Here is a 22,291-nt window from a genome sequence, read left to right on the forward strand (position 1 = left end):
GGCTTGTGTTTTTGGTATCATTCAAACCCACGGCTGCATTTGCAAGGGGAACCAATCCAAACTATATGCGGCCGCATGAGTAGCAATCCGCCAAACCTCCGCCCCGACCTTGCCCCGTCTGCCCGGATCACCGACACGCCGCGTTCAGGCCAGCCGACCATTGGTATGGTCTCATTGGGCTGCCCCAAAGCGCTGGTAGACAGCGAGCGCATCCTGACCAGGCTGCGCGCCGAAGGGTACGGCATTTCACCCGATTATTCCGGGGCCGATGCCGTGATTGTGAACACCTGCGGGTTTCTGGACAGCGCCAAGGCCGAATCTCTGGACGCCATCGGCGAGGCTCTTGTCGAAAACGGCAAGGTCATCGTTACTGGCTGTCTGGGGGCAGAGCCGGACTATATCCGGGAACACCACCCGCGCATCATGGCGGTCACCGGCCCGCATCAATACGAGCAGGTTCTAGACGCAGTTCATGTGGCGGTGCCGCCTGATCCGGACCCATTCGTGGACCTGTTGCCCGCCAGCTCGGTGCAGCTGACTCCGCGGCATTATAGCTATCTCAAGATCTCGGAGGGCTGTAACCACAAGTGCAAGTTCTGCATCATCCCCGACATGCGCGGCAAGCTCGTCAGCCGTCCGGCCCATGCGGTGCTGCGCGAGGCCGAAAAGCTGGTCGACAACGGCGTGCGCGAGTTGCTAGTGATCAGTCAGGATACCTCGGCCTATGGGTTGGACCGGAAATACGATGTGAACCCGTGGAAGGACCGCGAGGTGCGCAGCCATATCACCGATCTGGCGCGCGAATTGGGGCAGCTCGATGCCTGGATTCGGCTACACTATGTCTACCCCTACCCGCATGTGCGCGAGTTGATCCCGCTGATGGCAGATGCGGGCTGCAACGTGCTGCCCTATCTGGATATCCCCTTTCAGCATGCGCACCCGGATGTGCTGAAGCGCATGGCCCGTCCGGCCGCAGCCGCCAAAACACTCGATGAGATCAAAGCCTGGCGCGAGATCTGCCCGGACATCACTCTGCGCTCGACCTTTATCGTCGGCTATCCGGGCGAGACCGAGGCTGAATTCCAGACCCTGCTGGACTGGATGGACGAAGCGCAATTGGATCGTGTTGGCTGTTTTCAGTACGAAAACGTTGATGGCGCGCGCTCGAACGATCTGCCCGATCATGTGGCCCCTGAGGTCAAGCAGAACCGATGGGACCGTTTCATGGAGAAAGCGCAGGCGATCTCTGAAGCCAAACTGGAAGCCAAGGTCGGTCAGACCCTCCAGGTCATCGTGGATGAGGTCGATGACGAGGCCGCCACCTGCCGAACCAAGGCCGACGCGCCCGAGATTGACGGCAACCTTTTCATTGATGAGGGGTTCGAAACCCTCAAACCCGGAGACCTCGTTACGGTCGAGGTCGATGAAGCGGGTGAGTATGACTTGTGGGGCAAACGGGTTTGAACACCCCTAACCCTATGATCTGACAACTACAAATAAGTTGGGGCAAGCGTGAGCCGAGTTTATTGGCGCTTGCCCGCCAAAGCCGCGATGCTGAACTCGACACGGGTTGGAGGGTTTCATGTTTCGGTTTCCGAAGATTTCATCGCATTTCAAATTGCTGGCGGTGGCGGCCATGATGCTGGCGCCTCCGGTCGCGGCGCAGCACGCGCATAGCGGCGCGGTCACGATCTTGTCAGTCGGTGGCAACAAGCTGGTGATTTACACGCGCAGCAAACACTTTGTTCACCGGCATCACGCGGCTCCGGTCCTCAAACACAAGGTCAAACTGGGCAAGCGTGTCCTGCATCCGCGTCGTAAACTGGTTCTCAAGCATCACAGGCCGCGGCATCTGAAACACAGATCATTTGGTCTGCGCCACAGGATACATCGCAAGTTTCGCTGAGCGCTCCACGGCGTTTAAAGCGTAGCTTAAGGCGGTCTAGATCAGGCCGATCAGCGCTACGGCCCAGGCAATCCCAGCGGCAATCGCTGTCAATGCAACAGCTGCGCTCGCAGCATCTTTGGCCTGTCCCGCCAGCGGATGATGGTCGGTCGAGGTATAGTCGACCGCCCGCTCGATGGCCGTGTTGAACAGCTCGGCCACGAGCACGAGGACGCCCATGACAAGGATCAACGCACGCTCGACCCCGCTGATCGGCAGCCACACAGCAAGCACCGCCGAGATCAGGTTGGCATAGCCCCAAACGCGAAAGGAGTACTCCTCCCGCCAGGTGGCGACCAATCCTTGCCAGCTCCATTTGGTGCGGTCCTTTAGGCGGGAAAAGAAATTGAGCATGGGTCCTCGGGCGATTGCTTTCGTGCCGTTCTGAAGGGTTGGCAAGCGCAGTGCAATGGGCAAGAAAAAACCGCCCCAAGGGCGGTATCCACTCCGTTGGATGTGCAGACGGCCCGCATCGGGGCCGCCTGCAAAACCTTTATTGTATCGGGTCACAGACAGTCTGGCCTGCTTCGGTTGTTGCCAGCTGATACCCGCCCGGGCAGCTTGGTGTGCCAGCTTTATCATAGCTCGGCTGAACGTATACTGGGGTCGGTTCTTCCTGCTGCGCACAGGCAGTCAGGATCAGAGCAAACGCACCAACGGCGGCAAACTTCAGTTTCATGTCCATCATTCCTTTATTACTTTTCTGATATTGCCCAATTTTCGGGGCCACGACCAGAATACGGGCTGACAAGCAATCTGGCAACAGAATCAATCACAAAACCGTGAAACGCAGCGATTCCATGCCAGCATGACCGGCAAATTGCGACCTACTCGCCAAGACAGGCTACCTTTTTCGAAACATAACCCTAGACTTTTTTCAGACATCAGCCAAAGGACGGAGTAGCCAAATGTCTCAATCGCCGACCATCGCCCAAGACTCGCCCATTCCTGTCGAGGTCGAAGAAGGGAAAAGCTATTTCTGGTGCTCCTGCGGCCAGTCTAAGCGGCAACCTTTCTGCGATGGCTCCCACAAAGGCAGCACGTTCGAGCCGGTCAAATATACCGCCGAGGCCAGCAAAAAGGTGTTCTTCTGCGGGTGCAAACATACGTCCAAGCAACCCCTGTGCGACGGATCGCATTCAAAGCTCTGAAAGGCATTTCAGGTCCTGAGACTTCAGGCCTGTTCAGTTTGCGCGGCCTTGAGCGCGGCAAATTTCGCCCGATTCGGACAGGTCTGCGGTGCGTCTGTGCCCGCGGCCTGCCGATCCATCCATTCGGGGCAATCCTGCGCAGATGAGCACCCCCGGCAGAACTGGATCATCTCGGCCCATTCCTCTTGGCTGAGCTTGCCGGACCGATGCGCGTGAACAAGGTCTGCGCCGGTTGTCTGCCCCATGCGCAGGACCAGACGGAAATGGGTCATGATGTTTCCCAGATGCGGCATCCCACTAACCCGCTCTAGGGCATCAGTTTGTGCAGCAAGTCTTTGTTGCGGCAGTATTCAGGGGTCCGGCTTAGAGACGATGCTTGAGCCAACAGCGTTTGGCAATTGTCGGGATTGGGGCAATCGGTGCAGCGCAGTACCGCCTCTGAGAGCTGGTCCAGAGACACATCGCCCCGGATCGTGGCTTCCTCCAGATCGACATCCAGCATGTTTGCCATGTCGTCCACCAAACCGGCATGCAATCGCAGTGATTTCAGGCTGGGCATGTTGCGTCCTTTCCCTGTCGCGCTGTCAAACAGGGTAGCAAGCATGGGCCAAAGGACTTTGATTCAGGTCAAGTTGGGGCGCTGATCCGGTCCAGGTAGGCACGCGTGGCGTCCTGAACGCGACGAAAGCGGTCTCCGCCCAATTTCTTGCCGCCATACCAGCGGGTGACGATGATCACGTGATTGCGCAGCCCCTCACGCTCCAACATACGTAGGATCACCATGCCAGCGCCGCTTTCGCCATCATCGGCCTTTAGCCCGCCAGTCGGCAAAACCGCCGCCCATGTATTATGCGTGGCCTTGGCATAGCTTTTGTCCGAACGCAGCGCGTCCAGCACCGCGTCAATCTCGGCCCGCGATTCGACATGCGCGCCCGACACCGCGTATTTCGAGCCCCGATCCGTCAGGACGACCCCCATCCGCAGCACATCCGTCATTGGGTCAATCCAAGTTGCCGAGCCGTTTGCTGAACGATCTGCACGCGCTGCGCGTTGGGCGGATGTGTGCTGAGGAACTTGTCAGCGGGATCCGGAATGCGGTCGAAATACTTGGCACCGACCAGAGGGTTATATCCGGCATTATAGGTAATGATGGTACCCAGTTGATCGGCCTCAAGCTCGAAGGTCTGGACATAGGCCTGCACGCCCACTTTAGCACCCAGTTTCTGCGCCTCTTCAATCTCTGCATCGGTGCCGCCACGCAGCCGCGCCAGATCTCCGAATTTCGCGGCGCTGGCGCTTGCGTTTTCGCTTTGACGGGCGATATGACTCAGAACGTGATGCGCCGCCTCATGGCCCATGACAAAGGCCAGTTCATCCGCGTTTTGGGCCGACTGGATCATCGAGCGGGTAAAAATGATCACCGGCTGGTTTTTGTCGTCCAGCGTCTGAAACGCATTGGCCGGAGCTTTGGGGTTCAAGTCTACCAGAATTCGGAAGTCGCAGTTCTGCCCCTTTGAGGTACGCAAACATTGCGCGCGTGCTTCGTCACCGATTGCCTGGCTCACTTCCCGGAAGGTCTCAACAGTCACGGGCGCTTCCGAGGCCTCCCACTCGGCGACGGACTGCTCACGCAGGGTTTCCGCGCTGCATGCTGACAGAAACAGTGCAATCACCAGAAGAATAAGTCGACGCATCAGGTTTCCTTCAAGCGGTCAGGCCTTAAAGGGAACATAGCGCGCGCATGACGGCACGACCATACCCGGATCGCGCCCAAACGGCTTGCATTGCGAGGCGGTCGCGCGCACTCTGAACTCATGTTTTCGATTGAGCATGAATTCGACTCGACGGTGATTACTCTGGTGGATGAAGGCGACAAGCCTTTGAACGAGGACGTTGTCATCAACAGCTTCGCGGAATGCGTGACGTTGGAGCAATTCGATCCCCGCACCGGTGAGGTCCAGAAAATAACACTGTCGCCTGAACAGGTGCGTGATCTGGCAGCCGCGCTGGATCTGCCCGAAGGCGTCTATCAGATTCGCGAAACGCAGGATTAAGGCTCCGATAGCGCGCGCATGGACGGCGACACGCCGATGCCTTAGATATCCCAAATGTAGCCATTCAAACCCCTTTTCCGTAGGCCCCACCGTCCGGCCAGAAAAGACCCAGCGAACTTGTCCTGCCCCTTGAAACCCAAGCCGTGGCAACCAAAATACAAACCGCTGATGTAAAGGAAGTTAACATATGTCCCTGAAAAACCCCGCCGCGCTGGAATTTCTGCAGGTGCGCCGCTCTCGCCCTGCAAAAACGCTGATCGCCCCGGCTCCGACGCGGGATGAGCTGTTGCCGCTGCTGACCGCAGCCGCGCGCAGCCCTGATCATGGCAAGCTTGAGCCTTGGCGGTTCATTGTGTTGGAAAACGGCGCCATGGCGCGTCTGGCCAGCCTGACCGAGGACTGCGGCACCGCTTTGGGCAAAAGCCCCGAAGACATTGCAAAGGCGCGCAGCCAGTTCGACTTGGGACATCTGGCTGTAGCCGTGATCGAGGTTCAGAAACCGTCCGAGAAAATCCCGGCCATCGAACAGACCTATTCGGCGGGCGCGGTCTGTCTGGCGCTGTTGAACGCGGCATTGGCCGCAGGATGGGGCGCCAACTGGCTGTCCGGCTGGCAAACCCATGACCGTGCCTTCTGCCAGAAAGCATTTGGTCTCGCCGACAATGAAAGCGTCGCGGGCTTGATTCACATCGCCACGGAAGGCAGCGCCCCGCCCGAGCGCCCTCGGCCCGATGTTGCCGCCCTGACGGAATGGGTCGCGGAATGATCATCCTCAACGCGTTTTTTGCCGCGCTGGGTCAGATCGGAGACCCAAAATTCCGCTCTGTCCTGTTTCGGGGTATCGGTCTGACGATTCTGTTATTGATCCTCGCCTGCGCGGGCGCGATCTGGTTCATCAATTCACTGTCTGGAAACGAGATATCATTGCCATTTGTCGGCACGGTGTCGTGGTTGAACGACGTGCTGAATTACTCGGGCATTTTTCTGGTGCTGGTGTTGCCGGTGTTCTTAATGGTGCCGGTCGCCTCGGCCATCACCTCAATTTTTCTCGAGGACGTGGCGCAGGCCGTTGAGGACAAGCACTATCCAACCCTGCCCAAGGCTCCAAGGATACCGGTATCCGAGGCCATCATGGATGGGTTGGGCTTTTTAGGCGTGCTGATCCTAGCCAATATTCTGGCACTGATCCTCTACGCGATCTTCCCACCCTTCGCGCCCTTCATTTTCTGGGCGATGAACGGATTTCTGCTGGGTCGAGAGTACTTTACGCTGGCCGCCATGCGCCGCTTGGGCCGTGACGGGGCACGCAAGCTACGCGCCAAACACGTCACCACAATCTGGGCTGCAGGAACGCTGATGGCGATCCCGCTTTCCGTTCCTTTGGTAAACCTGGTGATCCCGATCCTCGGGGCGGCCACGTTCACCCATATCTACCACAAGCTTTCGAACACCTGAGGTCAGCGCGGCTCTAACTGGTTCAACCAGTCGAAGTCGCGCACCGAAATCGCGCCTGATAGGATGATCCCGGCTATGATCGCCCACAGAACGATCGAAATGCCGGTGGTGATCCACATCTTCTTTTTCATGTGATGCTCTTCCGGCGCACCCGCATGGGTGCCCGGAACGATATCCCCCAGATCGCCCTGCGTCTTGATACGGATAGGCAGAACGATCAGCAGCGTCATGAACCAGATGACGGCAAACAGAACCAAAGCGGCAGTGATAGTCATGTCAGGCCCTCCGGGCTGGCGTTACACCTGTTCCAACTCGACCAGGCAACCATTGAAATCCTTGGGGTGCAGGAACAACACGGGTTTGCCATGGGCACCGATCTTGGGTTCACCCGAGCCCAGGACGCGCGCGCCGGTTTCCTTCAGGTGGTCACGTGCGGCGATGATATCGTCGACCTCATAGCAAACGTGGTGGATACCTCCGGCGGGGTTCTTTTCCAGAAATCCGTTGATCGGGCTGTCATCACCCAGCGGGTACAGAAGCTCGATCTTCGTGTTGGGCAGTTCGATGAAAACAACCGTCACACCATGATCGGGTTCATCCTGAGGCGCGCCCACCTTGGCGCCCAGCGCATTGCGGTATTGATCCGATGCGGCCTCAAGGTCCGGAACGGCGATGGCAACGTGGTTCAGGCGTCCAATCATGATAGTCTCCTCTGTCCTGCATTGCTTGGGTTATGGGGGCTGCCCGGTCAAAGGACAAGTGCGCCAAATTGCCCGTTAACCCTGTGTTAGCCAGAAGTTCATAGCGTGAGGCATCTGCTGGATAGGAGAGCTGCCATGGACGATTCGGGACCATTGACCACCATTGCCACACCCACCGCGACCCGACCGTTGCGGGGACAGACCATTCTGGTTGTCGAAGACAGCCGATATTCCTGCGATGTGATCCGCCTGATGTGCCTGCATAGCGGCGCGCGGATCCGGCGTGCAGATTGCCTGAAATCGGCACGGCGTCACCTGCAGATCTATCGCCCCTCGATCATCGTCGTGGATATGGGGCTGCCAGATGGCTCGGGCGCTGATCTGATTGCCGAACTGGCGCAGGCCACCCCTCGGATCGGTGTCATCATTGGTATGTCCGGCGATGACTGCATCCGCGAAAAGGCGATGCAGGCCGGGGCAGATGGATTTCTGGACAAGCCAATCAAATCCATGGCCTTCTTTCAAAGAACCATTCTCGAACTGCTGCCCGAAAACCGCCGCCCCAGCGAACTACACGCGGTCCGGGATGAGCAGATCCATCCAGATCCCCTCGCCTATCAGGACGACATGGCCCATATCGCCGATGTGCTGGCCAGTCCGAATGATCACCGCACGCTGGACTATGCAGCCCAGTTTCTCGGCAGCGTCGCGCGTGAGGCCAATGATCTGGTCTTGATCAAGGCGGCAAAGGACCTTGCAGCTTCGCGCTCCGAGGGCACGCCGATCACCGCACGCGCCGCGCAGGTTGCCGGGATCGTTCAAGACAGATTGCAGCAGAAAGAGGCTATCTGAATTGGTAACCGCCTATTTCATCACCGCATCTTTGTTGTGTTTGTGGATGTACCGACAGGCCCGCAGCTCGGCTCGGGCCATCCGGGCGAAACGGGTCGGGGTAGCCAATCCTCTGGACTAAAGCGTTTCGGGTTTTACCTGAATCATCAAGTGACACGAATGTCCCGAGAACGCTGAATGCGTGGCAGGGTATTCGTGTCACAGGTTTAACCCGAAGCGATCTAGGTCAGGTTTGCTTGAAGCATTGAGCGGCACCACCGTCCCGAGAATGTCACAAGCATATTAGGGGATTGAGGTAACGAGACAGAATCGAAACACAAACGCATTCTTGCCTCGGTGATCAACGCGATCAGGTTATACGCACTTAAAGCCTTGTTTCACCCCCTCAAAAGCAAACCGCCCGCTTGAAGCGGGCGGCTGTTTCTTTAATCCTGCGGGATAATGCGAAGCCCCAGCTCCATCAATTGATCCGAGCTTGGCTCGGACGGCGCATCCATCATCAAATCTTCGGCGCGTTGGTTCATCGGGAACATCATGACCTCGCGAATGTTGGCTTCATCCGCCAGCAGCATCACGATCCGGTCGATGCCCGCGGCACAACCACCGTGTGGCGGCGCGCCGTAGTGGAACGCGTTGAAAAGGGCACCAAAGCGGGATTTCACTTCGTCCTCACCATAGCCCGCCAGCTCAAAGGCTTTCAGCATGATTTCTGGCTTGTGGTTCCGGATCGCGCCCGAGACTAGCTCATACCCGTTACAAGCCAGATCGTACTGATAGCCGCGCACGTTCAGAGGATCGCCGTTCAGCGCCTCCATACCGCCCTGCGGCATCGAGAACGGGTTGTGTTCAAAGTCGATCGCGCCGGTTTCCTCGTCCTGCTCGTAGATCGGGAAATCCACGATCCAAGCAAAGGCGAAACGATCTTTCTCGGTCAGGCCCAGCTCATCGCCGATCACATCGCGCGCCTTGCCCGCGACCTTTTCAAAGGTTTTCGGCTTGCCACCCAGGAAGAACGCCGCATCGCCGACACCCAGACCCAGTTGCTGACGGATCGCCTCGGTCCGCTCGGGACCGATGTTCTTGGCAAGCGGGCCAGCGGCCTCCATCCCATCGCCCTGATCGCGCCAGAAGATGTAGCCCATGCCGGGCAGACCTTCTTTCTGGGCGAAAGCGTTCATACGGTCGCAGAACTTGCGGCTGCCGCCAGTCGGCGCGGGGATGGCGCGGATTTCGGTGCCTTCCTGCTCCAACAGCTTTGCGAAAATCGCGAAGCCAGAACCGCGGAAGTGGTCGGAGACCACTTGCATTTTGATAGGGTTCCGCAGGTCGGGCTTGTCGGAGCCGTACCACAGGGCCGCATCCTTGTAGGAAATCTGAGGCCATTCCTGATCGACCTTGCGGCCGCCACCGAACTCTTCGAACACGCCGGTCAAAACGGGCTGGATGGTGTCGAACACATCCTGCTGTTCGACAAACGACATCTCAAGGTCAAGCTGGTAGAAATCGGTGGGCGACCGGTCCGCTCGCGGGTCTTCGTCACGGAAACATGGCGCGATCTGGAAGTATTTGTCGAAGCCAGACACCATGATCAGCTGCTTGAACTGCTGCGGCGCTTGCGGCAGTGCATAGAACTTGCCCGGGTGCAGGCGCGAGGGCACCAGAAAGTCACGCGCGCCTTCGGGCGACGAGGCGGTGATGATCGGCGTCTGATATTCACGGAAGCCCTGATCCCACATGCGGCGACGCATCGAGGCCACAACGTCCGAGCGCAGGGTCATGTTCTGCTGCATCGCCTCGCGGCGCAGGTCGAGGTAGCGATAGCGCAGGCGGGTTTCCTCGGGGTATTCCTGATCGCCGAACACCATCAGCGGCAGTTCGTCGGCGGCACCCAGAACCTCAAGCTCACGCACGTAAACCTCGATCTCGCCAGTTGGCAGTTTCGGGTTCACCAAATCGGCGTCACGCGCTTTGACGGTGCCGTCGATGCGGATACACCATTCCGAGCGAACTTTTTCAAGCTCGGCAAATGCCGCGCTGTCGCCATCGCAGAGAACTTGTGTCACACCGAAATGGTCGCGCAGGTCGATGAACAGCACGCCGCCATGATCTCGGACCCGATGCACCCAACCGGACAGGCGGACGGTTTCACCGACATTGGCGGCGGTCAGAGCGGCGCAGGTGTGGCTGCGATAGGCGTGCATGGAATATCCCTTCGGGCGCAGAATTCGTCGCGCCGATACACCCTGTCAGGCTTGGAAAGTCAAGGCGGGTCGCGCCGTCAAAACGGCCTTTGAACGTTGCCGGAATAGAAATACACGCCCAGGCCCACGGCAAAAATGATATTCCCCGCAATCGCGTGCAACAACACCGCGTAGAAGAAGGACCCTCGTTTGCGATAGGCCCAGCTAAACAGCAGGCCGCCAACAAAAGTCATGACGGCGACGATCCAGCTCCAGTACATCAGATGGGCGAAGGAAAAGATGGCCGCGTTCAGGAGGTCGGCCTTGTGGCCGTCAGGTAGGATCCCATGGTAGCGGCGGTAAAACAGCGGGCGGAACAACAGCTCTTGCGGTAGCGCAGACAGTAGCGGATAGCCGACCCAGATAAACGCCAGCATCTCGGGCCGGTGCATCAAAAGGAAAAAGGCGGCGTCCGGGCGGGTTAGGTAGATCAGCGCCGTGCAGAACAGTGCTGTAGCAGCCGTGAAAGCGGCCAGTTCGCGGACCGACCAGTTTGCCCAATTGTAGCGAAGTTCGGCCCATTGGAAGCCCGGTGTGGCATGCAAGAGGACAATGCCCAGCCCAGTGAATGCGAACAAGGCCGGGAACATCCAGTTGGGCGGGAACAGGACTGCAATCAGCAGAGGGACCGCAACAAAGAACGCACCGAATTCAAGCCGCAGACGCCCAATCGCCACCGGGCGGTGGTCCAATGCGCTGTCGTTGCTCATAGCGCCACCATATTTGCGGGGATTAGACCGCGCAGAGAGTTGCCCATATAAATCGCCTTGGCGGAACTCAGATCATTCATGGTTAGAACGGCCTCGGCCCAACCCTCCTCCAAAAGCTGTTCGCGCAGAATGCCCGGCAAAAGACCGCAGGACACAGGAGGCGTAAGCCTGCGCCCGTCCGGCCTTTCAATGAACAGATTGGTGATGGTTCCTTCGCACAGCTCTTCCCGCTCGTTGAAGAACAGCAGCTCGTCAATGCCATCCGGCAGGGAGGCTCGGGCAGTATCATAAACCACGCGGCGCGTGGTTTTGTGCTGCAACCATATGTCGTCTGAGTTCAGCCGGGTCTGAGAAATCCCCAACCGCCAGATCTCAGGGTTGCCAGCTAACGCGGCCGCGGTCAGGTCAAAGCCTCCGTGGACATCCATGGTCAACCGACACCGCAAGGGGGCATCGCTGGTAACGCCGGAAAATATCGCAAGCGCCGCATTGCGGTCGAAGGACAGCGCCAAGTCCTTTGCCGTGCGCGCCATGCGGTCAAGGTGCCGATCACGCCGCACGAAGCCCTGATCGGGTTGAAAGCCAAGGGTTTCGATCAGGCGGAAATCAGGCTCAACTGGTGGGCGAAGCGGGCTTTCCATAGGGCCTCCTCGTATTCAGATGGGGCTGTGCTGTCCCAAACCACGCCGCCGCCGACATTCAGGGTGGCGTTTCCATCGTCCATCATCAGTGTGCGGATGGCGACGTTGAATTCCGACCGGCCATCCGGCGCGGCCCAGCCGATGGTTCCGCAATAGATATCACGCGCCCAGGGCTCCAGCTCGGACAGGATCTCCATCGCACGGATCTTGGGCGCGCCGGTGATGGAACCACAAGGGAACAGAGCCGTGATGATGTCGGACAGCCCGGCCCCGACCTGCAGCTGCGCCCGCACCAGCGAGACCATCTGATGCACCGTAGCATAGGTTTCGACCTTGAACAGCTCGGGCACGTGAACCGAACCGGGCAGCGCCACGCGGCTGATATCGTTGCGCAGCAGGTCAACGATCATCAGGTTCTCGGCCCGGTTCTTCTCATCCGAGGACAGGAAGTTGCGGCGGCGGGCATCTTCTGCCATGTCCTCACTGCGCGGTTGGGTGCCCTTCATGGGCCGCGTTTCGATCCGGCCAGTCTCATCCGTGCGGAAGAACAGCTCGGGCGAGCGGCTTAGAAGGTCCGGCAGACCGTCCTGTTGAACCAGTGCTCCGTGGCCGACCGGTTGGCCGGACGTCAGCGCCGCGTAGAGCGCCGCGCTCTCCCCATCGACCTGCAGATCAATCGGGAAGGTCAGGTTCGCCTGATAAATATCCCCTGCCCCGATAGCATCATGCACTGCCCGGAAGGCCTGACTGTAGCGTGCTTCATCCCAACGCGGCTGAAACGCGGATACGCCGCCTTGCGCTTTGGGTAGCGCGCCTTGATCCGGTGCGTCATAGACGCCGAAACACAGCAGCGGCAGTTTCCGTTCACGAGGCAACAAACCAAGCAGCCGAGGTTCCAGCACATAGCCCAGCTCATAGCTGGCATAACCAGCCAGCCAACTACCCGCCGCGCGCGCGTCATCGAGGGCCGCCAACGCCTGTGGCACCTCGTCCGCGGCATCCGCCCGGATGATGTGGGATGGCCGGTCGAACCGGGTTCCCGGACCGGCAGGTCCCTGATCAAAACGAATACGCAAGTGCATCCTCATAAGCCGTGATGCGCGATATAGAGAATACTCTGCCAAGGGAAAGGGGGGAAAGCGGCAATTTCACCTCTGTTCCCGATACCTCTTGCACCTTTTCGCGCGGTCCCTATAACGCAGGACAATTTGGGCGCTGGGGCGGTGCCCTGACTCGCTGACAATCGAAGGAACAAGGCCATGCCGAGAAGAACCGACATCAAGTCGATCATGATCATTGGGGCGGGCCCCATTGTTATCGGACAAGCCTGCGAGTTTGACTATTCCGGCGCTCAGGCCTGTAAGGCGCTGCGTGAGGAAGGATACCGGGTCATTCTGGTGAACTCGAACCCCGCGACGATCATGACCGATCCGGGTCTGGCCGACGCGACGTATATTGAGCCGATCACCCCCGAAGTGGTCGCCAAGATCATCGAGAAAGAGCGCCCCGATGCCCTGCTGCCGACCATGGGTGGCCAAACCGGCCTGAACACCTCGCTAGCGCTGGAAGAGATGGGCGTGCTGAACAAGTTCGGCGTCGAGATGATCGGCGCTAAACGCGACGCGATCGAAATGGCAGAAGACCGTGCTCTGTTCCGCGAGGCGATGGACCGGTTGGGCCTTGAAAACCCCAAGGCAACCATCGTGACCGCGCCCAAGCGTGAAGACGGTTCTACCGATCTGGATGCCGGTGTTCAGATGGCCTTGGACGAGCTGGAGGAAATCGGCCTGCCCGCCATCATCCGACCTGCCTTTACGCTTGGCGGTACCGGCGGCGGCGTGGCCTATAACCGCGAGGATTACATCCATTTCTGCCGCTCGGGCATGGATGCCTCGCCGGTGAACCAGATCCTCGTCGATGAAAGCCTGCTGGGCTGGAAAGAATACGAGATGGAGGTGGTCCGCGACACCGCCGACAACGCCATCATCGTCTGCTCGATTGAAAACGTTGATCCGATGGGCGTGCATACGGGTGACTCGATCACCGTGGCCCCTGCCCTGACGCTGACCGACAAGGAATATCAGATCATGCGCAACGGCTCGATTGCCGTTCTGCGCGAGATCGGGGTTGAGACCGGTGGCTCGAACGTACAGTGGGCGATCAACCCTGAAGATGGCCGCATGGTCGTCATCGAGATGAACCCTCGGGTTTCCCGGTCGTCCGCGCTGGCATCAAAAGCGACCGGTTTTCCGATTGCCAAGATCGCCGCGAAGCTGGCCGTCGGCTACACGCTGGACGAGCTGGACAATGACATCACCAAGGTCACCCCCGCGTCGTTCGAGCCGACCATTGACTATGTCGTCACAAAGATCCCGAAATTCGCCTTCGAGAAATTCCCGGGGTCTGAGCCCTACCTGACCACCGCGATGAAGTCGGTGGGTGAGGCCATGTCCATCGGCCGCACGATCCACGAATCGATGCAGAAGGCGCTGGCCTCAATGGAATCGGGCCTCACCGGCTTTGACGAAATCGAAATCTCCGGCCTGAATGTAGGTGTTTGGGAAGAAGCGGACGACAAGGCTGCCGTGATCAAAGCGATCAGTCAGCAGACTCCCGACCGTCTGCGCACGATTGCGCAAGCGATGCGTCACGGTCTTTCCGATGATGAGATTTTCGGTGTCACCAAATTCGACCCTTGGTTCCTGGCCCGCATCCGCGAGATCATCGAGGCCGAGCGCCAGGTCCGCAAAGACGGCCTGCCGGTCACCGAGGACGGCATCCGAAAACTGAAAATGCTGGGCTTCACCGACGCACGTCTGGGCAACCTGACTGGCCGTGACGAAGACAACGTCCGCCGCGCCCGCCGCAATCTGGGCGTAAAGGCCGTGTTCAAACGCATTGACACCTGTGCCGCCGAATTCGAAGCGCAGACACCTTATATGTACTCGACCTACGAAGCTCCGATGATGGGTGAAGTTGAGTGTGAGGCGCGCCCAAGTGACCGTAAAAAGGTCGTCATCCTTGGCGGTGGTCCGAACCGGATCGGTCAGGGCATCGAGTTCGACTATTGCTGCTGTCACGCCTGCTTTGCGCTGACCGACGCGGGTTATGAGACCATCATGGTCAACTGCAACCCCGAGACGGTCTCGACCGACTATGACACCTCGGATCGTCTGTATTTTGAGCCGCTGACTTTTGAGCACGTCATGGAAATCCTGACGAAAGAGCAGGAAAACGGCACGCTGCACGGCGTCATCGTCCAGTTCGGCGGCCAGACTCCGCTGAAACTGGCGAACGCGCTTGAGGCCGAAGGCATTCCGATCCTCGGCACAACGCCCGACGCGATTGACCTGGCCGAAGACCGTGAACGCTTCCAGGCGCTGGTCAACGAGCTGGGCCTGAAGCAGCCGAAAAACGGCATCGCTTCGACCGATGAACAGGCGCTTGAGATCGCCGAGGAAATCGGCTTCCCGCTGGTGATCCGCCCCTCCTACGTTCTGGGCGGCCGCGCGATGGAGATCGTGCGCGATATGGATCAGCTGCGGCGCTACATCAACGAGGCTGTTGTGGTCTCGGGCGACAGCCCTGTTCTGCTGGACAGCTATCTGGCTGGTGCGGTGGAACTGGACGTCGATGCTCTGTGCGATGGCACCGACGTTCACGTTGCAGGCATCATGCAGCATATCGAAGAGGCGGGTGTTCACTCGGGCGACTCGGCCTGTTCGCTGCCGCCCTACTCGCTGTCGAAAGAGATCATCGAGCAGATCAAAGATCAGGCGTTCAAACTGGCCAAGGCGTTGAACGTGGTCGGCCTTATGAACGTTCAGTTCGCGATCAAGGATGCTGAGATCTACCTGATTGAAGTAAACCCCCGCGCCTCGCGTACCGTACCCTTCGTCGCCAAAGCCACCGACAGCGCAATTGCATCCATCGCCGCGCGTGTCATGGCGGGTGAGAAACTGGCGGACTTCCCGAAACGCCCGCCCTACAAGACAGTCGACGACAGCAAGATCGCCGACCAGATGACACTGGCCGACCCGGACATGCCGTGGTTCTCGGTCAAAGAGGCCGTGCTGCCCTTCGCACGCTTCCCTGGCGTCGACACCATTCTGGGCCCGGAAATGCGTTCGACTGGTGAGGTCATGGGCTGGGATCGCGACTTCCCGCGCGCATTCCTGAAGGCACAGATTGGCGCTGGCATGGTGCTGCCCTCATCCGGCCGCGCATTCATCTCGATCAAGGATGCCGACAAAGGGCCGGACATGTTGGAGGCCGCGCGCGTTCTGGTCGATCAGGGCTTTGAACTGGTCGCCACACGCGGCACGCAAACCTGGCTGGACGCGCAGGGCGTACCTTGCGAAGTGGTCAACAAGGTCTATGAGGGACGCCCCGATGTGACTGACCTGATGAAAGACGGCGGTGTTCAGCTGGTGATGAACTCAACCGAAGGCGCACAGGCGGTGGAAGACAGCCGGTCGATCCGCTCGATCGCTCTGTATGACAAGATCCCCTATTTCACCACCGCCGCCGCCAGCTACGCAGCAGCGTTGGCGATCAAGGCGCAGGCCGAAGGTGACGTCGAGGTGAAATCGCTGCAGGGCTGACCTGCAGCACCAAGGAAAAAGCAAAACCCCCGGTCTTTGACCGGGGGTTTTTCATTCAAGCGGTAACCGCTTGTCGTTTCTCATCTCGCTGAAAAAACAGCATATAGAAGACCGGGGCCGCGACCATGGTCAGGACCGTGGCAAAAGCCAACCCGCCCATGATGGTGACCGCCATCGAGACAAAGAACGCATCCGTCAGCAGCGGGGCCATCCCAAGGATCGTTGTAATCGCCGCCAGCATCACCGGCCGTAGACGCGAGACGGATGCTTCGATGATCGACTCCTGCAGGGGTTTTCCCGTTGCGCGGACCAGGTCAATCTCTTCGACCAGAACGATGCCGTTCTTGATCAGCATTCCCGACAGGCTGAGCAGACCGAGAAGCGCCGTAAAGGTGAACGGCAGCCCGGTGCCCAGCAAACCGATGACCACGCCGTTCACCGACATGGGCACCAACAGCCAGATGATAACCGGCTGGCGGATCGCATTGAACAGCAGCACCGAGATCAGCACCATGATCAGCAGGCTCAGCGGCAATTGCCTACCAAGGCTTTCCTGGGCATCGCCCGAGTCCTCGAACTCACCGCCCCATTCCATACGATAGCCGGGTGGCAGGTCTATCTCTTCAATCGTTGCGCGCACCTCGGAATGCACCTGCGCTGCAGTCACATCCGGCGGGATATCCGCGCCAACGGTGATGGTCAGGACCCGGTTGCGCCGGTGGACCTCGGTGTTCAGCAACTGGTATTCGAACCCGTCCACCATCTGTTCGATGGGTACGAATTGGCCTGACTGATCGGAATACACGACCTGATCGACGATCGAATAGTCACCCTCCGCAGGGCGGCGCAGAATGATTGGGATCAGGCGGTCGCGCTCGCGCAGGACGCCTCCGGTGATGCCATCGGTCGAGAATTGCAGCGTGGCCGCAATATCTTCGCGAGAAACACCAGCTGTCTGCGCGCGTTCGGTTGCGTAGATCGGTTGAACCGCCAGTTCTTTTTCGCGCCAGTCATGGTGGATGTTCAGCGCGTTCGGCGTAGCAGCCGCCATGCGTTGAACCGCTTCGTCCGCCAACTGCCGCAGCACGGCTGGGTCGCTACCCGAAAAGCGGGCTTGTATCGGGGTGCCTCCACCCGGACCAAAGACCAGACGTTTGGTGCGAAACTCGCTTTCAGGGAACTGAGCCACCCCAAAGGCCTCAAGCTCGGCCTGCAGCACTGGGATATCCTCGAGCGTTTCCGTCCGAATGATCATATGACCGTAGCTTGGGTTCGGGTCCTCCGCGCTGTAGGTCAGCATGAAACGGGTTGCGCCCTGCCCGACAAATGTGGTGACGGACACCACATCGTCACGTTCGGCCAGCCAATCCTCGACCACGGCCATATCCGCTGACGTACGCGAGATTGGTGTGCCCTGAGGCAGTTTGTAGTGGACAAAGAACAGCGGCGTATTCGAGTCCGGGAAGAATTGCTGCTTCATCAGGCCAAAGCCCGCATAACAGGCCACCGTGACAGCGATCAGCCCGGCCACAACGAGCCAGCGGAACCGCAACGCCCAGCGCAGGATCGCGCCGTAAACGCGGAACAGAAGGCTGCCATAGGCGTCAACTTCACCCTCTTTGCCCTGCTTGAAGAAGTAATGCGCCAACATCGGTGTTACTGTGATTGCCAGAACCCAGCTGAGCAGCAATGAGATCCCGATAACCGCAAAGAGCGAGAACAGAAACTCTCCGGTCGCATCGGGGCTGAGACCGATGCCCGCAAAGGCCATGATGCCGATGACCGTCGCGCCCAGCAGTGGGATCTGCGTTTTCGATGCCACCTCATCCGCTGCATCGCGCGAGGATTTGCCGCGCAGCATCGCGATCTGCATGCCCTCGGCCACCACGATGGCATTGTCCACCAACATCCCCATCGCAATGATCAGGGCACCCAGCGAGATTCGCTCCATCTCAATCGAGAACAGCGCCATGAACAGTAGCGTCCCGACCACGGTCAGAAGCAATGTCGTCCCGACCACAATGGCGGCGCGCCATCCCATAAAGAGGCCCAGAACCGCGACCACGATGATCACCGACATGGCGAGGTTCACAAGAAAGTCGTTCGAGGCTTGCTCGACCACCACATGCTGCTGGTAGATGGGCAGAATCTCCACGCCAAAGGGGATTTGCGTATCCAGTTCCGCGAATTTGGCATCCGCGCGCTTGCCGACTTCGACAATGTTTTCGGCGGCCAAACCGGCAATGCCCAGCGTAAAGGCCTCGGTCCCATCGAAGCGGATCATGATATCCGGGTCGGTCTGACGGGCGCGGTAAACGTTGGACATGTCAAACAGGTTGATCACCTGCCCTTGCGAGCCGACCGACAACCCTGCGATGGCCGACACACTATCCGACCCTTCGGCTGTCAGAATGGTGGTGCGGTCGTTCTCGGACCGAACCGAGCCGGAGGAGTTGACCGAATCCGCGTTGGCAATCGCCTCGTTGATGGCTTGGATTGGGACATTCTGGTTCACCGAGATGGACAGATCCGGTTCGATGAAAATCGCCTCTTGCGGCAAGCCCTGAACCTCGACATCGGCAACGCCGTCGACCGTTAACAGCTCACGCCGCAGAAACGTCGCCAATTCGTGCTTTTCGGCGTCCGAAAACCCCTCGGCCGTGACTGCGTAGAACAGGCCGAACACGTCGCCGAAACCATCATTGACGAAGGGCTGGTTTACGCCAGATGGCAGGCCCCGCGCCGCATCGCGCACTTTGGCGCGCAGGCGGGTCCAGATGGCTGGCAATTCGCTACCGTCATATGTGGATTTGATCTCAACCTCGATCAGGGACTGCCCCGGCTGGTTCAACGAGGTGATCGTATCCACTTCGCCCATTTGCTGGATCGCCGATTCCAGAGGTTCAGAGACTTCCAGCGCCACTTGCTCGGCCGTGGCGCCGGGGTATTGCGTGACGATCACCGCGTTTTTGATTGTAAAAGCCGGGTCCTCCAGGCGCCCCAGGGAAAGGAAGCCCCAAATACCGCCAAACAGGGCGATCAGGATGATCAGCCACGTGTAAAGCGGCCGGTCGATAGATGCGCGTGCAATTCTCATTAGCCCGCCCCTTAGTTCGAGAAGCCGGTGAAACGGCGCACGCTCTGGCCGTCTGTCAACGCCGAGCCACCTGCGACAACCACCTCATCGCCGTCTGACAAGCCGGTCAGAACACGGACTTCGCCGGTCTGCGTTGGTTCGATGGTTACGGGTGCAAGGCGTACCGTGCCCTCGTCTGCGCCAGCCGGAGAAAAGACCATCACGCCCAGCGCGCCATCCGCGCCAGCGACGATGGCTGACGCCGGCAGAACGATCCCCGTGCGGCCATCCCTGACATGCACGTTCACCGACACGGACGAGCCGGGCAGAATCTGCAGCCCCTCAGGCGGGGTCAGGCCGAACTGAATGCGGAATGTCTGCCCAACACTCGAGGTCTCAGCGTCGAACTCACGGATTTCCAGCGGAAAAACTTCGTCGCTTACGGGGAATTTGGCCGTGATCGTGATGTCATCCTGCTGACCCGAGCGTTGGAACAGGATCTCGGGGACGTCCACCTCGATCCGAAGTTCGGACATGTCGTGGATGCGCACGATCGGAGTTCCCGCCGACACGGTGGTAAAGGCCTCAACTGCGCGGCTTGATACAAGCGCGTCGAACGGCGCCGTCAGCGTTGCGTGTTCCAGCTCGTATTCCGCGTCGCGGAGGGCGATAGCGGCCAGTTGCGCTTCGGTTTCGGAATCATCGACCGCCACTTGGCTGGCGGTTGTGCCGCGCAACCGCGACAGGCGCGCGACGGTTCGGTCAGCTTGTTCTTTCTGCAACCGGGCGCGATCCAGCCTGAGTTCGAACGGTTCCTGATCCAGTCGGGCAATCAGACCGTCCTTCGGGATGACGAACCCTTCGGTGACAGGCATCTCAACAATCTGCCCTGGAACCTGAAATGCCAGATCAACGGTCTGACGCGCAGCGACGCGGCCGAAAAACTGTCGAGTGAAACCCGGAGCCGTTTCCTGCACCTGCATTAGCTTGACCGGTTTCGCGGTCTCTTGCGCGACAAGCGGCGTCGCCAAAACGGCCAATAGCAGGCCCAGAGAAGTCAGCTGTTTCATTTCTTCAATCCCTCGGGAATTCCCGTTTTCAGTACGTTGTCACGAATCTTGCTCGCCATCCGGGCGAACTCGGCTGTTTCTTCTGCATTCAGGCCAGATGCCTTGTGAAACAGATCTCCGGCTGCTGACACCAACATATCTCGCGCGCTCTCGCCTTGTTCGGTCAGCACCAGCAACCAGGCACGGCGATCGTTGGGATCGCGCTGGCGCGCCAGATAGCCGGCTTCTTCCAGAGCATCCGCAGTGGCCGTAATTGTGGATGGCACGCTGAGCATATCGGCTGCCAGAACACCCATTCGCTTAGGTTCATCCAGCTTGATCAGCATATGGCATTCCGGGTGGCTCAGGTCAGTTTCGACGGTGTCGAAGGTCTCTTCGAGTTTCCAATAGAGCGCGTAGACGCCCATGATGGCCTGAATTTCTGGGCTCAAACGGCTAAGCCTGTCGCTGATACTGTCTGACATTGAAGAGACTCCGAGACGTCGTTGCGGGTCATATACTTCAAATTATGAACTATTCAATAACTGAAGTGGAGAATCATCCTCGGGCCTGGCTTCCCTCGGGTAACCAAGACTTGATCAAATGCCCCTGTGACTGCATTTTGAGCAAATCCAAAACGTTCAGGACTTGCCATGTATATCCCTGCAATCACCGGTACAGGCGTTTTCACGCCGGAAAACGTCATCACCAATGCCGAGCTGGTGCAAGCCTTCAACGCCTATGCCGACAAGGTGAATGCAGAGAACGCCCAGGCCATCGAAGCCGGACAGATGGAGCCGATGCAGCACTCCTCTGAGGAGTTCATCGTCAAGGCGTCCGGCATCGAAAACCGCTATGTGATGGATAAATCCGGCGTGTTGGACCCCGACACCATGCACCCCGCTTTGCGCCAGCGCAGCGATGACGAGCCGGGGATCATGACCGAAATGGCGGTGGATGCCTGCCACAAAGCACTGGCGCAAGCTGGTCGGACGGCGGCAGATGTCGATCTGGTGATCTGCGCGGCCTCGAACCACGAACGGGCCTACCCGGCCATTGCCATCGAGATACAGCAGGCTCTGGGCATCAAGGGTTTTGGGTTTGACATGAATGTCGCCTGTTCCTCGGCCACGTTTGGCATTCAGGCGGCGGCGGATATGGTGCGCTCGGGTTCGGTTCGGTCCGCATTGGTCGTGAACCCCGAAATCTGCTCGGGCCATCTGGAATGGCGCGACCGGGATTGTCATTTCATCTTCGGCGACGTGGCCACGGCCACCCTGATCGAACGCATCGAAGACGCGCAAGGCCCGCATTTTGAGGTCCTGTCGACCCGATGCGCCACCAGTTTCTCGAACAATATCCGCAACAATAACGGCTTTCTGCGCCGCTCGCGCCCTGATGGGATGATCGACCGGCGCGACATGCAGTTCATGCAGAACGGGCGCAAGGTCTTCAAGGAAGTGCTGCCCATGGTCAGCCAGCATATCAGCGACCACATGGAGGCCGAGGGCATCGGCAGCGACGACCTGACACGCCTGTGGCTGCATCAGGCCAACAAGACCATGAACGATTTCATCGGAAAGAAGGTCCTTGGACGTGTGCCCGAGGCGGGTGAGCAACCCAACATCTTGCAGGACTATGCCAACACGTCCTCAGCCGGGTCGATTATCGCCTTCTCCAAATACTCGGACGATCTTGAAGACGGGGATATCGGGCTAATCTGCTCGTTCGGAGCGGGTTATTCGGTAGGGTCCGTAATTGTAAAACGGAAATCCTGATCTGACACTGTATAGGAGAAGCTGTCAGGTGGCAG

The 22,291-nt window shown here is 59.0% G+C and carries 24 protein-coding genes; 9 read left to right on the forward strand and 15 right to left on the reverse strand.

Translation table 11 applies throughout. From position 1 onward, the window contains the following. The first annotated feature begins 75 nt into the window (after positions 1–75). Positions 76–1,464, forward strand: coding sequence for a 30S ribosomal protein S12 methylthiotransferase RimO (rimO, locus tag ACRZ95_RS17175; protein ID WP_170680416.1), 1,389 nt, complete (start codon positions 76–78; stop codon positions 1,462–1,464). 118 nt (positions 1,465–1,582) lie between these two features. Next, the gene (locus ACRZ95_RS17180) at positions 1,583–1,906 is read left to right on the forward strand and encodes a hypothetical protein (protein ID WP_170680414.1); all 324 of its coding nucleotides are present in this window, start codon (positions 1,583–1,585) and stop codon (positions 1,904–1,906) included. Between the two features lie 36 nt (positions 1,907–1,942). On the opposite strand, the gene ACRZ95_RS17185 is transcribed toward ACRZ95_RS17180, so the two are convergent. Both ACRZ95_RS17185 and ACRZ95_RS17190 read right to left on the reverse strand, forming a co-directional pair. Beyond that, positions 1,943–2,299 carry a diacylglycerol kinase gene (locus ACRZ95_RS17185; protein WP_170555825.1) on the reverse strand — a complete coding sequence of 119 codons (357 nt, stop codon included), beginning with the start codon at positions 2,297–2,299 and terminating at the stop codon, positions 1,943–1,945. Between the two features lie 139 nt (positions 2,300–2,438). Then, the gene (locus ACRZ95_RS17190; protein ID WP_425085163.1) at positions 2,439–2,624 is read right to left on the reverse strand and encodes a hypothetical protein; all 186 of its coding nucleotides are present in this window, start codon (positions 2,622–2,624) and stop codon (positions 2,439–2,441) included. Positions 2,625–2,853: 229 nt separating this feature from the next. On the opposite strand from ACRZ95_RS17190, the gene ACRZ95_RS17195 reads away from it, so the two are divergent. Then, positions 2,854–3,096 (forward strand): CDGSH iron-sulfur domain-containing protein, encoded by a 243-nt coding sequence (locus ACRZ95_RS17195; protein ID WP_170374744.1) that lies wholly within the window; start codon positions 2,854–2,856, stop codon positions 3,094–3,096. Between the two features lie 23 nt (positions 3,097–3,119). Here the strand turns inward: ACRZ95_RS17195 and ACRZ95_RS17200 are convergent, their stop codons facing one another. The 4 genes from ACRZ95_RS17200 to ACRZ95_RS17215 form a co-directional block, all read right to left on the reverse strand. Then, positions 3,120–3,389 (reverse strand): DUF6455 family protein, encoded by a 270-nt coding sequence (locus ACRZ95_RS17200; RefSeq protein ID WP_170468240.1) that lies wholly within the window; start codon positions 3,387–3,389, stop codon positions 3,120–3,122. A 14-nt stretch (positions 3,390–3,403) separates the two neighbouring features. After that, a complete protein-coding gene (locus ACRZ95_RS17205) occupies positions 3,404–3,655 on the reverse strand; it encodes a DUF6455 family protein (RefSeq protein WP_170468242.1) in 252 nt (83 codons plus the stop codon). 68 nt (positions 3,656–3,723) lie between these two features. Further along, complete coding sequence (locus tag ACRZ95_RS17210; protein ID WP_170480391.1) at positions 3,724–4,092, reverse strand: YigZ family protein; 369 nt, start codon at positions 4,090–4,092, stop codon at positions 3,724–3,726. After that, complete coding sequence (locus ACRZ95_RS17215) at positions 4,089–4,790, reverse strand: M48 family metallopeptidase (RefSeq protein WP_170643120.1); 702 nt, start codon at positions 4,788–4,790, stop codon at positions 4,089–4,091. Before ACRZ95_RS17215 ends, ACRZ95_RS17210 begins: the two co-directional genes overlap by 4 nt. Positions 4,791–4,910: 120 nt before the next feature. Between ACRZ95_RS17215 and ACRZ95_RS17220 the strand changes: the two genes are divergently transcribed. From ACRZ95_RS17220 to ACRZ95_RS17230, 3 genes are all read left to right on the forward strand, one after another. Further along, entirely contained in the window at positions 4,911–5,150 is a 240-nt protein-coding gene (locus ACRZ95_RS17220; RefSeq protein WP_170460576.1) for a hypothetical protein, read from the forward strand. A 187-nt stretch (positions 5,151–5,337) separates the two neighbouring features. Next, a complete protein-coding gene (locus tag ACRZ95_RS17225) occupies positions 5,338–5,916 on the forward strand; it encodes a nitroreductase family protein (protein ID WP_170643121.1) in 579 nt (192 codons plus the stop codon). Beyond that, on the forward strand, positions 5,913–6,605 hold the full coding sequence (locus ACRZ95_RS17230; RefSeq protein WP_170680412.1) for an EI24 domain-containing protein: 693 nt from the start codon (positions 5,913–5,915) through the stop codon (positions 6,603–6,605). Before ACRZ95_RS17225 ends, ACRZ95_RS17230 begins: the two co-directional genes overlap by 4 nt. A 2-nt stretch (positions 6,606–6,607) precedes the next feature. On the opposite strand, the gene ACRZ95_RS17235 is transcribed toward ACRZ95_RS17230, so the two are convergent. Beyond that, positions 6,608–6,880, reverse strand: coding sequence for a DUF1467 family protein (locus ACRZ95_RS17235; RefSeq protein WP_170374730.1), 273 nt, complete (start codon positions 6,878–6,880; stop codon positions 6,608–6,610). A 21-nt stretch (positions 6,881–6,901) separates the two neighbouring features. Then, the gene (gene mce / locus ACRZ95_RS17240; RefSeq protein WP_170374728.1) at positions 6,902–7,306 is read right to left on the reverse strand and encodes a methylmalonyl-CoA epimerase; all 405 of its coding nucleotides are present in this window, start codon (positions 7,304–7,306) and stop codon (positions 6,902–6,904) included. A gap of 135 nt (positions 7,307–7,441) precedes the next feature. On the opposite strand from mce, the gene ACRZ95_RS17245 reads away from it, so the two are divergent. Further along, entirely contained in the window at positions 7,442–8,158 is a 717-nt protein-coding gene (locus tag ACRZ95_RS17245; RefSeq protein WP_170680410.1) for a response regulator, read from the forward strand. Positions 8,159–8,583: 425 nt separating this feature from the next. Here ACRZ95_RS17245 and aspS read toward each other — a convergent pair whose 3' ends face one another. The 4 genes from aspS to ACRZ95_RS17265 all read right to left on the reverse strand — a co-directional run bounded on the left by aspS (position 8,584) and on the right by ACRZ95_RS17265 (position 12,831). Continuing rightward, a complete protein-coding gene (gene aspS / locus ACRZ95_RS17250) occupies positions 8,584–10,359 on the reverse strand; it encodes an aspartate--tRNA ligase (protein ID WP_170680408.1) in 1,776 nt (591 codons plus the stop codon). 77 nt (positions 10,360–10,436) lie between these two features. Further along, entirely contained in the window at positions 10,437–11,108 is a 672-nt protein-coding gene (locus tag ACRZ95_RS17255) for a CPBP family intramembrane glutamic endopeptidase (RefSeq protein ID WP_170680406.1), read from the reverse strand. Then, the gene (locus tag ACRZ95_RS17260) at positions 11,105–11,749 is read right to left on the reverse strand and encodes an aminotransferase class IV family protein (RefSeq protein ID WP_170680404.1); all 645 of its coding nucleotides are present in this window, start codon (positions 11,747–11,749) and stop codon (positions 11,105–11,107) included. The genes ACRZ95_RS17255 and ACRZ95_RS17260 overlap by 4 nt, the downstream gene beginning before the upstream one ends. Continuing rightward, positions 11,704–12,831, reverse strand: coding sequence for an aminodeoxychorismate synthase component I (locus tag ACRZ95_RS17265; protein ID WP_170680402.1), 1,128 nt, complete (start codon positions 12,829–12,831; stop codon positions 11,704–11,706). Before ACRZ95_RS17265 ends, ACRZ95_RS17260 begins: the two co-directional genes overlap by 46 nt. A gap of 177 nt (positions 12,832–13,008) precedes the next feature. Between ACRZ95_RS17265 and carB the strand changes: the two genes are divergently transcribed. Then, the gene (carB, locus tag ACRZ95_RS17270; protein ID WP_170680400.1) at positions 13,009–16,353 is read left to right on the forward strand and encodes a carbamoyl-phosphate synthase large subunit; all 3,345 of its coding nucleotides are present in this window, start codon (positions 13,009–13,011) and stop codon (positions 16,351–16,353) included. A gap of 55 nt (positions 16,354–16,408) precedes the next feature. Here carB and ACRZ95_RS17275 read toward each other — a convergent pair whose 3' ends face one another. Genes ACRZ95_RS17275 through ACRZ95_RS17285 form a run of 3 tightly spaced genes read right to left on the reverse strand, consistent with a single transcriptional unit; the run spans position 16,409 to position 20,963 of the window. Next, positions 16,409–19,450, reverse strand: a complete 3,042-nt coding sequence (locus tag ACRZ95_RS17275) for an efflux RND transporter permease subunit (RefSeq protein ID WP_170680390.1) — start codon at positions 19,448–19,450, stop codon at positions 16,409–16,411. Between the two features lie 11 nt (positions 19,451–19,461). Beyond that, complete coding sequence (locus tag ACRZ95_RS17280; protein WP_170555839.1) at positions 19,462–20,499, reverse strand: efflux RND transporter periplasmic adaptor subunit; 1,038 nt, start codon at positions 20,497–20,499, stop codon at positions 19,462–19,464. After that, a complete protein-coding gene (locus ACRZ95_RS17285) occupies positions 20,496–20,963 on the reverse strand; it encodes a MarR family transcriptional regulator (protein WP_170555840.1) in 468 nt (155 codons plus the stop codon). The genes ACRZ95_RS17280 and ACRZ95_RS17285 overlap by 4 nt, the downstream gene beginning before the upstream one ends. A gap of 168 nt (positions 20,964–21,131) precedes the next feature. Here ACRZ95_RS17285 and ACRZ95_RS17290 point away from each other — a divergent pair, with 168 nt between their 5' ends. Beyond that, the gene (locus tag ACRZ95_RS17290) at positions 21,132–22,256 is read left to right on the forward strand and encodes a beta-ketoacyl-ACP synthase III (protein WP_170555841.1); all 1,125 of its coding nucleotides are present in this window, start codon (positions 21,132–21,134) and stop codon (positions 22,254–22,256) included. Positions 22,257–22,291 lie beyond the last annotated feature (35 nt).

The organism is Ruegeria sp. AI3 (assembly GCF_056541245.1).